This window comes from Chryseobacterium lathyri, from assembly GCF_003290185.1.
GTDB lineage: Bacteria > Bacteroidota > Bacteroidia > Flavobacteriales > Weeksellaceae > Chryseobacterium > Chryseobacterium lathyri.
Window position 1 is genome coordinate 14630 of record NZ_QNFY01000026.1, and the last position, 12614, is coordinate 27243.

At 36.0% G+C, this 12614-nt stretch carries 12 protein-coding genes and 1 pseudogene; 6 read left to right on the forward strand and 7 right to left on the reverse strand.

Annotated features, from left to right (window positions below):
* Positions 1 to 41: 41 nt before the first annotated feature.
* Positions 42 to 1082 (reverse strand): glycosyltransferase family 9 protein, encoded by a 1041-nt coding sequence (locus tag DRF61_RS21880; protein ID WP_111960983.1) that lies wholly within the window; start codon positions 1080 to 1082, stop codon positions 42 to 44.
* A 430-nt stretch (positions 1083 to 1512) separates the two neighbouring features.
* Here DRF61_RS21880 and DRF61_RS21885 point away from each other — a divergent pair, with 430 nt between their 5' ends.
* Positions 1513 to 2079 (forward strand): hypothetical protein, encoded by a 567-nt coding sequence (locus DRF61_RS21885; RefSeq protein ID WP_111960984.1) that lies wholly within the window; start codon positions 1513 to 1515, stop codon positions 2077 to 2079.
* A 114-nt stretch (positions 2080 to 2193) separates the two neighbouring features.
* On the opposite strand, the gene DRF61_RS21890 is transcribed toward DRF61_RS21885, so the two are convergent.
* The 3 genes from DRF61_RS21890 to DRF61_RS21905 all read right to left on the reverse strand — a co-directional run bounded on the left by DRF61_RS21890 (position 2194) and on the right by DRF61_RS21905 (position 5076).
* Entirely contained in the window at positions 2194 to 2787 is a 594-nt protein-coding gene (locus DRF61_RS21890) for a hypothetical protein (protein ID WP_111960985.1), read from the reverse strand.
* 337 nt (positions 2788 to 3124) lie between these two features.
* Positions 3125 to 3991, reverse strand: a complete 867-nt coding sequence (locus tag DRF61_RS21900) for a sigma-70 family RNA polymerase sigma factor (protein ID WP_099767369.1) — start codon at positions 3989 to 3991, stop codon at positions 3125 to 3127.
* A gap of 293 nt (positions 3992 to 4284) precedes the next feature.
* Positions 4285 to 5076, reverse strand: a complete 792-nt coding sequence (locus tag DRF61_RS21905) for a S1/P1 nuclease (protein ID WP_111960987.1) — start codon at positions 5074 to 5076, stop codon at positions 4285 to 4287.
* A gap of 397 nt (positions 5077 to 5473) precedes the next feature.
* Between DRF61_RS21905 and DRF61_RS21910 the strand changes: the two genes are divergently transcribed.
* From DRF61_RS21910 to DRF61_RS21925, 4 genes are all read left to right on the forward strand, one after another.
* Positions 5474 to 6391 (forward strand): type VI secretion system baseplate subunit TssG, encoded by a 918-nt coding sequence (locus tag DRF61_RS21910; RefSeq protein WP_223560495.1) that lies wholly within the window; start codon positions 5474 to 5476, stop codon positions 6389 to 6391.
* Between the two features lie 53 nt (positions 6392 to 6444).
* Positions 6445 to 7347: a TssN family type VI secretion system protein gene (locus DRF61_RS21915; RefSeq protein ID WP_111960989.1), complete on the forward strand. Its 903-nt coding sequence runs from the start codon at positions 6445 to 6447 to the stop codon at positions 7345 to 7347.
* Between the two features lie 27 nt (positions 7348 to 7374).
* Positions 7375 to 8514 (forward strand): hypothetical protein, encoded by a 1140-nt coding sequence (locus tag DRF61_RS21920; protein WP_111960990.1) that lies wholly within the window; start codon positions 7375 to 7377, stop codon positions 8512 to 8514.
* A gap of 136 nt (positions 8515 to 8650) precedes the next feature.
* Positions 8651 to 9817, forward strand: coding sequence for an aminotransferase class V-fold PLP-dependent enzyme (locus tag DRF61_RS21925; protein WP_111960991.1), 1167 nt, complete (start codon positions 8651 to 8653; stop codon positions 9815 to 9817).
* Positions 9818 to 9855: 38 nt separating this feature from the next.
* Here the strand turns inward: DRF61_RS21925 and DRF61_RS21930 are convergent, their stop codons facing one another.
* Positions 9856 to 10509 carry a metal-dependent transcriptional regulator gene (locus DRF61_RS21930; protein ID WP_111960992.1) on the reverse strand — a complete coding sequence of 218 codons (654 nt, stop codon included), beginning with the start codon at positions 10507 to 10509 and terminating at the stop codon, positions 9856 to 9858.
* 85 nt (positions 10510 to 10594) lie between these two features.
* Here DRF61_RS21930 and DRF61_RS21935 point away from each other — a divergent pair, with 85 nt between their 5' ends.
* The gene (locus tag DRF61_RS21935; RefSeq protein WP_111960993.1) at positions 10595 to 11626 is read left to right on the forward strand and encodes a threonine aldolase family protein; all 1032 of its coding nucleotides are present in this window, start codon (positions 10595 to 10597) and stop codon (positions 11624 to 11626) included.
* A gap of 65 nt (positions 11627 to 11691) precedes the next feature.
* Here DRF61_RS21935 and DRF61_RS21940 read toward each other — a convergent pair whose 3' ends face one another.
* Together DRF61_RS21940 and DRF61_RS21945 are read right to left on the reverse strand one after the other, a co-directional pair.
* Positions 11692 to 12192 (reverse strand): hypothetical protein, encoded by a 501-nt coding sequence (locus DRF61_RS21940; RefSeq protein ID WP_111960994.1) that lies wholly within the window; start codon positions 12190 to 12192, stop codon positions 11692 to 11694.
* 112 nt (positions 12193 to 12304) lie between these two features.
* Positions 12305 to 12614 (reverse strand): annotated as a pseudogene (locus tag DRF61_RS21945) (hypothetical protein); the annotation flags it as partial.

Below are 12614 nucleotides of genomic sequence, written 5' to 3' on the forward strand. Positions count from 1 at the left end.
ATTTCATTAAGTTCATGCGGCTCTATATTGGTCTGTAGTCATCATTGAAGTGCTTTTTTTATCAGATCTGATATTTCATTTTCATTGAGCTGGTTGGTATCTACGCTAAAGCTTTTATCATTGTAAGGCTTGTACATATTTTCATTGGTGACGGAAAATAAACCTAGCGTTGGCGTTCCTGATGCGCTTGCTAAATGCATCACTCCGTTATCAGCAGCGATAAAAATGCAGGTATTGGCAATAAATCCGCCCATTTCCCGGATGTCGGTACTGTAGAAAGTAGGTATTTTAAAATTTAATTTGGAAATATTTTCTACGGGCAGAAGCTCTACAAAGTTATAGTCAGGAAATTCAGATTGCAGATGATCATAAAAAGAGCCCCACCAGTTTTCAGAATAGCATTTATCGCCTGTAGCATTGGTAAACAGGCAGATTGTTTTGTTGTTGTTATTGAAGATTTGAAATAGCTTTTTTTTACCATCCTCTATTTCATCCTGATCTAATTTTATATTTAAATAGGGTATTTTGCTAGTGTTTTCTTTAAATCCCAATTGCGTCAGGAATTTCCTCAGATTATATATCACATTTTTCGCTGAGTGCTCATAATCAGGATGTTTCAGATGAAGTTCCTCATCCCATTCGCTATAGAATTTGTATTTGGCATTGGCCAGCCTGGTGGATAGCTTTCCTGATGACGAGCCGTTTGTAGAATTAATCACCAGATCGTATTTTTTACAACGCAGAGTAAACCAGCCATTTACATATTTAAACAAATTCTTAAAGGGCTTTTTGGGAAGCTGGATAATCTGATCAACACTCCCATAGTTTTTGAAAACAGTGGGAGAGATGCCTCCTTTTACAAACAGATCAATCCTGGCATTCGGAAACGAATTGGTAACCTCCTGAACAATGGGTGTAAGCAATAAAAGGTTTCCTAGTCTGTGATTTGGACGGGAGATTAATATTCTTTTTATCGTTGTGTTTTGGGCATTTACGGTAGAAGAGCTTGATTTGCCTATATTTTTTGTAATGCTGTGCATGAATTTTCTTCTGACGGCATTAAGTTTTTTCGGTACTTTCATATAAGACCAGGATATTTTATTTTGTTTTTGTCAGGATTAGCGATTTTAAATAAAAAGTATCAAATAGATTTTAATATATCTTTATTATTGATTTTTTATTAAATCTATTTAATATATAGATCTATATTAACTGATGTTCATGTTAAAGTGATTTATTATATCTAATTTATAGACTAAACGTAAAAAATCCATATTTTAGTGATTGATAACGGCTATATTTGAATTTTGAATTGTCAATGAGTTTTATTTTAATAGTATTCAATTGTTTGTGATATTTATTTTCAGCTATATTATTTAATTTTACTATTTATAAGAATTTGATTAAAATTTTATCAAAATAATTGCATAAAATCCAGTGCTACTGAAACGGATGCTGTAAAAAAGCTTTACAGAGGTTTCATAGTTCTATCCTAAGTATATAAAATCAATTATGGAAGAAAATCAAAACTTTGGTACGGAAGGGCTCAACTCTATGGAGCTAATGAAACAACTCAAGATCAAAACGGAATCTTTGTACAAAGAATTTCAAAGTCTGAGCTCCGGAGTATCCATTATGGATGAAAAGCTAAAACGAACAGAATATTTCGTAGAGCAAAATCTGAAAGAGCTTAAGGAAAAAGTTGGAAATGTAAAGGTTGGAATTTCTCCGGAGGATCTTCGGCAGCTTGAAACGTACAAAGATTATTTCAACCATTACAAGCCTCTTTTATATGTTTCCCTATTTGTTATTTTATCTGGATGGGGACTTGGAATTTTCAGTGCTCTTTCAGGAGTGAAATGGTATAAGGAGAGTGTCCGGACGAAACAGGAAATAAGAACTGATGTGCTGCAGGAAATAAAGACACAGGGAAATATGATCATAGATACTCAAACATTCCTTAACTATAGAGAGCAGAACGAGGCATTAAAGGCCTGGCAGAAGTCAAATCCTAAGGAAAGTGAATCATTCACGAACTATTTCAAACAATATCAGAAATTGAATAAAGAAAAAAAATAATATTTTTGAGAAAATTGCCAACAAAAAAGCTGCCCATTTTTCGGACAGCCTTTTTTATGAAACTATTGAACCTGTTACTTCTTTCGTATCTAGCAATTTGGTGGTTATAATCCATTACTTTATATTTTTCAGCTCACTCAGTAATTGATCCTGTTTCTTAATGAAGCTTTCCAGGTTGTCCGTTTTCATCGGGTGAGCATTTTGGTATTTTTCAATTTCCGGAAGTGTTTTTCTGATTTTGAAAGCAGTGTACAGATTGGTGATGTGATCATTGTTTGTATTCACTTTGTTGATCAACTCTTTTACTTTGCTTATTTTCTGGTTGTAATTGTCGGAGCTTATTTTGATTTCTTTTTCCAGCTGCTGTTTTAAGAGAGAATCTTTAATGGTACCGGCCTGATAATAGGCATCAGCATAAAAAGACTCGGATTTTTGGAGGGTCTCACCATAAACGGCCAGAACTTTACTGCTTTCTTCATTTATTTCTATAATCCTGTTATCCAGGGTTTTCAGGCTTTGATCGTTTTTGATCAGTTCATGATAAATCTGGTCAACCATATTTCCTTTACGATAGCTCTTTAATGAACCGGAAACAGATGATTCTGCATTGTCAACGGCATTTTCTACAGCCGGAGCATTTCTGGACTTATTTTCTTTACAAGAAAGCAGTGATAGGACTAAAGCAGAGGCGAAAAGTATTTTTTTCATAGTTTTTAGATTGATTTATCCCTTATTAGTTGAACATACTTTAAAGATTGTTACATTCTTTATACAACTGAATGTAAATCAAAGTTTTTGTGTTTAAAATTCAAAGTAATTTTAAAATTTCCCAGGCCTGTATCTCCTTTTATTTCCAGTATATCATTTCGTATTTCCTTAAAAGAAGTATTAAATCGTAGTTTATGATAAAAATAGAGTAAGACATTAATTAAGATAAAGAATAAAATAATTCCTCCGATCAAAAAGCAAACATCTGTATTCATAATACAAAAATAAAAAACGGAGCCTGAAAACAGACTCCGCTACTTGTTTTTTACGCTAAAAATTATTTACCTAAATAAGATTTAAGGATCTTACTTCTGGTATTATGTTTTAGTCTCTTAATTGCTTTTTCTTTAATCTGACGAACTCTCTCTCTTGTAAGATCGAAAGTTTCACCGATTTCCTCTAAAGTCATCGGGTGTTTCCCGTTCAGTCCGAAATACAATCTTACTAAGTCAGCCTCTCGAGGCGTCAAAGTATTCAATGCTCTTTCGATTTCAATCTGAAGAGACTCAAGCATCAGATCTTTGTCTGGACTTGGAGATTCTCCTGAACGCAATACATCATAAAGATTAGAATCTTCACCTTCTACTAAAGGTGCATCCATGGACAGGTGTCTTCCGGAGTTTTTCATAGATTCTTTAATATCTTCCTCGCTCATGTCAAGAACTTCAGCCAATTCTTCTGGAGAAGGTGGTCTTTCATTTTCCTGTTCAAGGTGAGCGTATGCCTTATTAATTTTGTTGATGGAGCCGATTTTATTCAGCGGAAGCCTTACAATTCTTGACTGTTCAGCCAGAGCCTGTAAAATTGACTGACGAATCCACCAAACCGCATAAGAGATAAATTTGAAACCTCTAGTTTCATCGTACCTTTTTGCTGCTTTCATCAGTCCCAGGTTACCTTCATTAATCAAATCGGGTAAAGAAAGACCTTGGTTTTGGTATTGTTTAGATACAGAAACTACGAAACGAAGGTTGGCTTTGATTAATTTCTCAAGTGCTGCTCTGTCGCCTGCACGTATTTTTTGTGCCAGTTCTACTTCTTCGTCCGCAGTGATCAGTTCCACTTTACCAATTTCCTGCAAATACTTGTCTAATGAAGCAGTTTCCCTGTTGGTTACCTGCTTAGTGATTTTTAATTGTCTCATCTATTTTTATCCTCAAAAAAGAGTTACTATAATATTATACGTATGAAGTGATAAAAAGGTTACACCAGTTTTAATTATTTTTTAAATATAGTAATGGAAGGTCAGGATTGAAGGTAAAGAACCAAGAGCCATGAATCAGGATGAGAGATGTCAGATATCAGACGGGGGTATGCAGGTATAAAGATTGAATGGTAGTTTTTTAATCTTAGCCTTAGCCTAAATCTCAGGCTTAATAAAAAAGCGAGACCGAAGTCCCGCTTATATTATTTGATTAAGATTTTAGATTTCAACTGCTAAAACAAATCATTCAACAGTTTGGCCAGTCTAAGACCTCCGTAAAGAAGCTGTCTTTCAAGCGTATCATTGAATTTATACTGATAGTCGTACGATAATTTTGAATCGTTTGGAGTTTGTGCGTAGATTTTGTTCGCTATTTTATGAGAATCATACAGCCAGTCTTCTACGGTTCCGGCCTGAATCTGCTTAACTTCTTCTTTAGATTTGATGTCTAAAAGATTGGCATATTCCGTATAGCTGTATTTCTGTGAATCTACCAGTTTTCCGTCCCATACAGAATGAAGATTGGTTTTGTCTCCGAAATAGGTTACATTAATTTTGTTTCCTCCAAGGTCCTCGGCTCTTCCTACGTGGAGAGGCTGGGAAAGGTCTCCCATAATATGAATAAGGAAGATCAGGGCAATTTTTCTGTCCTTTTCTGAGGTTTTTTCATCTTTAATCTGGCTGGATAAAGTGTTTATCTGAGTATAAAGGCTTGGACCTGCCTGCATTTTCAGGTTTTGGCCAAAAGCTTTAAAATCTGACTGAGGATCAATATTTACGTAATGCCATGATGAAGCCTGTTTCCAGACTCCTGTAGTATCAGATTTAATGAAGTCCGGCCAGTTTGCCCAATAGGCAAGACGTTCTTTACCCATTATTTTTCTTATTTCTCTTCTTGCTTTACCCGACAAATGGTTTTCTGCGATCTCTGCAATGACGCGGTGCCCTGTAAGCCCCCATGCGTAAGAATAAAGTGAAGATGAAATGAATGCTAAAATCAGAATTTTAGAATAAATACTTTTCATTATAAATAACATTTTACAAGCTGCAAAGATACGTCCCGGTTTCCGAACCTGTATCAATTATCATCATTTTCTTGTTTCAAAAAATGTTAATAAAAATTAATCTAAATAAATAAATGGGGGACAAAATTCTAAATAATATTAAAAACACAGAAAAAACAGGTGTAAAAGTCTGCCTATCAGCTGATCAATTTAACTTTAAACCTGCGATCTCAAACATGAATGAGCCGTTATTACCGTATTTTTACGGAATTTGTCATGGAATATTCCTTTTAGTGCCAATAAATTAGTATTTTTAAAATAAAATTATTGCCAAATTATTTTTTCAAACTTATGAGATATATTATCTTTACAAGTCATAATCACAGGAAACACTATGCATGAGAATAATATTGTAGACATGTATTACAATAAGTTGCAGACCGACTTCAAAGCTGAAGCCGTAGCGGTAAATCTTTTGAAGTATCAGCGGGCAGTAAGCAATATATTTATAGAACGAATCGGGATCAATGACAGGGCTTACCTTAAGGATATCAAAAGTATTTCAAGCAGCTATTTGGGATTTGATGAGGAAGTGTTCACCATAGAAACCTATAGAGAGGGTATTTATGACTATCTTCCGGAAGGGCTGTTTCATCCGCCGTCTCTGGGAGCTTCTAGAAAGAATGTAGATTCTGTGGTGCGTGAAATTCGGAAGCAGAAAAAAGTGGAGGAGGATGCGAGGAAATTTTTCCGTCCTTTCGAGCTTGAAGTCTTTTTTACGGAAATTAGTTCCCTGCTTAAGGAATCTGAATTTGATATTTCAAGCAGTACCGATACCCTTTTGGACACAGTAAGCGAGCTCTGGCCTCTTATAAAATTGCTTGATAAGCAGAATGCCTATATTTTTATTTATATTTTACCTTTCTTTCACCAGATCAGAGGAGATAAAAAATGGTTTGAAAGATGTATGACCGCTTTCCTTCAGGTACCGGTGGAGGTTACTTTTGCCCCGAATATTATTGACAGGATAGAAAGGAACGACGATTCCATGCTGTTAGGAAACTCAAAACTGGGGGTTACCTATATTCCCAGCGGAAGACATATGGACGGACAGCGGAACTGGGTAGTGAACATAGGCCCGATTCCTTATACAGAAATGAAAAAGTATATTTCCGGAAGCCCGTTCAGAAATATTCTGCAGGCTTTATATGATTATTTTCTTCCGGTAACGGTAGACGTGGAGGAAAATTTTATTACCGAAAAAGAGGAATACTCATTTAGTCTTGAGGACGATGAAAGAAATGCCAGCCGTCTCGGATACTCTACATTTCTCTAAAATAATTATTATATTTACAACTACCAACAAAGTATAAATTTGAAAAGAAACTAATGGAAATTTCATCAGTAAAAGGTATTTTTTTAAGGTATATTTTAATGCCTTTAATCGCGGTGATTTTGATGGTCATTCTTGGGATCATCAGAAGAAACAAACCTGCGATCAAAATTAAAGTAATTATTATATATGTCCTTCTGTGCGGTTTATGTCTTGCATTACCAGGCTTTTTTGGTTTTGCAAAAAACCTCTTTAATCCTTACTGGTACCTTATTGCACAGGTTATTTATCTTATTTTTGGTATTATTCATGTTAATTTACTGCACAGGTATTTCAGAAAGCATATTGACTCTGTAGGAATGAGCATTTTGTTTGAATCCATACTTTCATTAACGTGTATTGCTTTCGGAGGATATTTATTTACATTGATCTTTAACTGGATAAGTAAGGGCGCAGGCTATGCTGTAATGGCTGCCACAAGTATGCTGATCTTTGTTGTTCCAATGGTATTTTATTACTGCTACGTACAGTTTATAAGCATTCCTTTTGATATCTATAAAACCTGGAGATATTCTCCTGACCAAAAACTTCCGGACTTTGAAGGGGCGGATTTTGACCGATTAATGGTATTAAATGTTGAATTGAGCAAAAATCTTGAAGATGCAAACAGATTTAGGATCAAAGCCAAAACCCTTCCGACCGGAGTTACTTTCGGAGACTGGTTCTACAGGGTAGTGGACGACTATAATCATAAAAATCCCAATTCTATTATTCATCTTTCAGATACAGAAAAAGAGCCTTATTACTGGATTTTTTACACCAAAAAATCGTTTTTCAGCTTTAGAAAATATATTGATTTCGACCAGGATATCTCTACGAATAGCATCTCAGAAAATGAAGTGGTAATCTGCAAAAGAGTGATCCAGCATGAGGAAGAAGGAGTATTGAAAAAATCATAATCACAGAAAATTTAAAAAGTATTAACTATGATACAGCCTATTAAGCATTTTGCGATCAATTGGGTAGACGGGATGAAAGTTTCCCAGAGACACCTTAATGATCAGGATAATTTTTTAATTGACACGATAAGAGATTCCAGCTCACTGGGAATCAACACATATAATTATGGGCTTTTGCCTATTTCTAATGAATTTACGGACAAAACAATATTTGATGTTCATAATACTGCTACCAATGACGTGCAACTTGTGATCAAAAGATGCAGCGCCATTACTATGGCGGGTTATCGTATCGATTTGAGCGACAGGAGAGTAAGCGTGAAGTCACTGGCAAAATCTATGAGCGAGGAGCAGGCAGATGGTGATTATTATATCCTGATTTCTGTAAATCCTTTTGATAAGGTACCTTTTGGGGATATTGACCCGGAGGAAATTCCGCCCCGTCATCCAAACGCACAGCCAAATCATCACATCGAGCTTCTTCCGGTTACTTCACTGAACAGCAGCTATTCCGGAGGAAATTACCTGATTATCGGAAAAGTAGATTTAAGAGCCAATATTGCACAGGTAGATTCTAATTTTATTCCGCCGTGTACCTCTATCCAGAGCCATCCTGCTCTGATAGATTACTACAGCAGCTATGCAAAATCAATAGGAAATCTGCAGCAGTATGCCTTTAAGATTATTCAGAAAGCATCTCACAAAAACCAAAATACAGCATTGGCACAGAACGTTAAATTTTTGTGTACAACCATGGTGAATACCTTTGGAGATATGTATTTTCAGTTCAGAAACATTATTCCGTGGCAGCCGCCTGTATTTTTGATCGAAGCATTTGCAAAATTAGCCCTTCATCTTTACAATTCAACTCAGCTTCTTGTTCCTGCAGAACTGGAAGAAATGCTTAACTATAGCTTAGAATGGAGTGAAATTGCTCCGCATACCTTATTGAATCAGCTTTCTATTGTAGCAGAAACCAATTATGACCACCATAATTGCGGAGAGCCATTATTGTATATTCAGCAGATGCTACGCAGCCTGGAAATTATTTTCTCTAAATTAAGCGAGCTTGACTATATCGGTCAGAGAAAAGAAAACATCATTGTTAACGAACAGGAAGTTTCTTCCAATACCAACCCAAAAAGAGGCTGGAGTGTTTTAGATTAATAAAAATGACTAAGAATATAAATCCCGGACTGAAATTTTCGGGATTTTTTATGCTTAAAATATCAAAAGATGTAGAATGTAATCGACAAGTTATCAGTTCACATAGGTAATAAAGATTTTCAAAATAAAATAGAACATGGATCTAAATACCATAAGAAAAGACACAGCTGGCTGTGCAGATAAAATATTTTTAAACAGTGCCGGAGGATCATTGATGACGGAAATTGTAGTTAAAACAATGACTGATTATATTTTTTTGGAACAGCAGCATGGCGCTTATGGTGCAGCAGAAAGGACTGCGGATAGGCTCGGCCTGTTCTATACAGAAGCAGCCAGGCTTATCAATACTCAGCCCGATAATATTGCTTTCACGGTCAGTTCTACCGATGCTTACGCTAAAGCCCTGTCCAGCATTGAATTTCAGGATGGGGATTGTATTATTACAACCAATGACGATTATATTTCGAATCAGATGGCTTTCTTTTCACTGCAGAAAAAACGGGGAGTTAAGCTGATTAGGATGAAAAATCTTTCCGACCATGAGCTGGATCTGGAAGACCTTGAGCATCTAATCAAAAAATACCATCCGAAACTCGTTGCGGTCACCCATATTCCGACCAATTCCGGATTGATCCAGAATGTGGAAGGAGTAGGTAAAATCTGTCGCCAGTATGATGTATTGTACCTTGTTGATGCCTGCCAGTCCATTGGCCAGCTGGTTGTGAATGTTGAAAAAATAGGATGTGATTTCCTGACTACAACAGGCAGGAAATTCATGCGAGGGCCTAGAGGAACAGGATTTTTATATGTTTCGGACAGGGTTTTAGAAAGGAATATGGCTCCGGTATTTTTGGACATGGCAGGTGCAGAATGGACAGAATTCGATGATTATAAACTGCTTAAAACTGCAAAAAGATTTGAACACTGGGAAACTTCCATCAGTTCGCTTTTAGGATTTACAGAAGCTTTAAAATATGCAAACGGAATTGGTCTGCAGAATATCGAAAACTACAATAGAAAACTGGCGGAAAGTTTAAGGGCCGGGCTTCATAATAAGGGTTTCACAATATTGGATCAGGGCAATAACTTATGCAGTATTGTTACTTTCTGTGCCCCAGATGGTAATATTGAAAATATTTATAAAATACTGAAAGAGAACAATGTGTATTTTTCAGTAAGTAATAAAAGCAATGCACTCATTGATTTTACATTGAAAAACCTGGATAGGGCTATTCGTCTGTCGCCGCATTACTTTAATACTGCTGATGAAATTGAAAGTGTGATAAAAATGTTGGAATATTAGGACCTGGTGGCTGAGGATCCCGAAGGCACCATCATATCCTATTTCTTCACCAGTATTATTTCTGTAGCTTTTCTGCTGAGTATTTCTTTAGAATTTCCAATCTCTATGGTCATTGATTTATCAAAATCCTCAATTTTAACGATCTTGATCTTAGTGTTCAGAAGCAGTTTTCTTTCATTTAAATAGCTTAAAAAGCCATCATCTGAAAGTGTAACCGAAGCAAATATTACCGTTTCTCCAACTTTGCAAGCACTCAGTTTTTGCAGATCCTGTGCAATAATATTTCCGTCTTTATCAGGAATAGGCTCTCCGTGGGGATCAAATTTAGGATGATCCAGGATTTCGTCCATTTTATCGAAAAAAATCTGTGAATGGACATGTTCCAGCTGTTCTGCGATCTCGTGAACATTTTCCCAGCCAAAGTTCATCTTTTTTACCAGGAACATTTCGGTAAGCCTGTGTTTGCGTACTACCAGTGCAGCTTCACGTTTTCCGTTTTCTGTCACTAGCAGGGGCTTGTATGTTTCATAGACAACCCATTTTTTGTCGGCAAACTTCTTCATCATGTTATTGACGCTCGGCATTTTTACGTTTAAAAATTTGCTGAGCTCATTGATTGTCACTTTCCCTTCATTGTCAACTAGATGAAACAAAGCCTTCAGATAATTTTCTTCTGTTAATGTTGTTCTCAAAATGTTAGATGATTTTCAATACAAATCTAACAAAATATTATGTAAAATCGGGCCTTGTTATTTTAACTTTTTTTAATTTTACCTTATGAAATTTTCTTTTAAAAACGATTATTCCGAGGGATGTCACCCGAATATTCTACAAGCACTTTTAAAATCTAACTTTGAGCAGCAGGCCGGATACGGTGAAGATGAATATTCTCTGCAGGCAAAAAAACTGATCAAAGAAAAAATTAATAAGCCGGATTCAGAAGTTTATCTGGTCTCCGGAGGGACACAGGCCAATCTGATTGTGATTTCTTCGGTTCTGAGGCCATATCAATGTGTAATATCTGCAGCACCGGGCCATATTCTGAATAATGAAACAGGAGCTATTGAAGCTACAGGTCACAAAGTTTTAAGCATTGAAACTGCAGACGGTAAACTTAAGCCTTCAGACATTGTTCCGGTACTGGAAAGCCACAGCAATATTCCGCATCAGGTCATGCCAAAATTGGTGTATATATCAAATTCTACGGAGCTGGGAACAATTTATATGGCTGAAGAGCTGGAAGAGCTTTCTGATTTTTGCCGCCAGAACGGGCTGTATCTGTTTATGGACGGGGCCAGGCTGGGGCATGGTCTTACTTCTGAAATCAGTGATCTTACGCTGGAAAGAGTAGCGGAACTGACGGATATTTTTTACCTGGGCGGAACAAAGAACGGAGCATTGATAGGAGAGGCCATTGTCATTAATAATCAGGTTTTACAGCCGGATTTTGCATTTAATATCAAGCAGAAAGGAGCATTACTTGCCAAAGGACGCCTTCTTGGAATTCAGTTTATGGAACTGATGAAAGATGATCTGTATTTTGATCTGGCAAAACATGCCAACCAGCAGGCAATGAAGATTAAAAATGCCCTGAAAGAAAGAGGAGTAGAGTTTCTTGCTGATACTTATACAAATCAAATATTTCCTGTTATGAATAATGATCTTATTAAAATCCTGTCGGAACATTTTGAATTTTTTGTCTGGAAAAAGATGGATGAAAATTCTTCTGCCATTCGCCTTATTACTTCCTGGAATACAGGGGATGAAGCGGTAGAACGTTTTATAGAGATCATCCGGAAAGAGCTTTAATAAAAAAGGTGGCTGAGAATTTCAAGGCCACCTTTTTCAATAATGTAGTATAATTAATTTTTATATTATTTTAAAGCTTTTACAACCACTCTGCAGTCTGCAGCTTCCAGTTTTTGCCCGTCCTTATAGCTGATCTTTTTCTCATCAGCGTACTTAGACTGTCCGTCTTCCTCTTTATGATCACCAATTCCCTCTGTTAAAGTATTGTCCTTTTGAATAAAGAAGATATCTCTTTTGCTTTTTGTTCCTTCAGACTGAAATTCATAAGTTAATCTCAGGGTGTCTCCTGATTTAAAGCCGGTTATATCTCCTTTAGAGCTGTCTTTTTCATTGTTTTTATATGCTAATTTTCCGGTAATGGTTCCCAGGTTATCATCAATAGAGGCAAAAACACTGTCTTTTCCTGTAACACCGATATAGCAGAATGATTTTGGCCCAAGTGTGTCTACTACAGGCTCAATGACAGCTGCTGTATCAGTTTCAGTTTTTGGAGCCGGTGTTTCTGTTTTTTTATTACAATTCATCAAAAAAACCGATAATGACCCTAATAAGATTAATTTTTTCATACCTAATGTTATTATAAATTCAAATTTCAATGTACTAAATTAGGAATAGTATTTAAATATTAACTACTATTTACAGTAAATAAAAATTTATTTCAAACATAAAAAAAGAAAATTATTCTTTTAATTGAGCATTATATAATGAATGATTATCATTGAATATCCTATTATTTCTTCTTGGCGCTTTGTCGCAGAGAACGTCTGCGATACTTTTGGAAATCAGGTTTTCCTCCGTTAAGTTATCTAACCAGAAAAATTCTCCTGCAGCATTGATCTCGATGAAATAGTATTCGTCTTGGGGAGAAACAATGATGTCTATAGCACCATAATCTACATTGTAAACATCTAAAAGCTCCAGAAGCTTAGCTTCAATATCTGAAGGAAGTTCTGTTCTTACCCATTTGGTAAGCAGATTTACCCCGTCT

Bases quoted from the DNA above. Each gene is read 5' to 3' on its own strand.
- DRF61_RS21880 (WP_111960983.1), bottom strand. From the start codon at position 1,082: ATGAAAGTACCGAAAAAACTTAATGCCGTCAGAAGAAAATTCATGCAC.
- DRF61_RS21885 (WP_111960984.1), top strand. From the start codon at position 1,513: ATGGAAGAAAATCAAAACTTTGGTACGGAAGGGCTCAACTCTATGGAG.
- DRF61_RS21890 (WP_111960985.1), bottom strand. From the start codon at position 2,787: ATGAAAAAAATACTTTTCGCCTCTGCTTTAGTCCTATCACTGCTTTCT.
- DRF61_RS21900 (WP_099767369.1), bottom strand. From the start codon at position 3,991: ATGAGACAATTAAAAATCACTAAGCAGGTAACCAACAGGGAAACTGCT.
- DRF61_RS21905 (WP_111960987.1), bottom strand. From the start codon at position 5,076: ATGAAAAGTATTTATTCTAAAATTCTGATTTTAGCATTCATTTCATCT.
- DRF61_RS21910 (WP_223560495.1), top strand. From the start codon at position 5,474: ATGTATTACAATAAGTTGCAGACCGACTTCAAAGCTGAAGCCGTAGCG.
- DRF61_RS21915 (WP_111960989.1), top strand. From the start codon at position 6,445: ATGGAAATTTCATCAGTAAAAGGTATTTTTTTAAGGTATATTTTAATG.
- DRF61_RS21920 (WP_111960990.1), top strand. From the start codon at position 7,375: ATGATACAGCCTATTAAGCATTTTGCGATCAATTGGGTAGACGGGATG.
- DRF61_RS21925 (WP_111960991.1), top strand. From the start codon at position 8,651: ATGGATCTAAATACCATAAGAAAAGACACAGCTGGCTGTGCAGATAAA.
- DRF61_RS21935 (WP_111960993.1), top strand. From the start codon at position 10,595: ATGAAATTTTCTTTTAAAAACGATTATTCCGAGGGATGTCACCCGAAT.
- DRF61_RS21940 (WP_111960994.1), bottom strand. From the start codon at position 12,192: ATGAAAAAATTAATCTTATTAGGGTCATTATCGGTTTTTTTGATGAAT.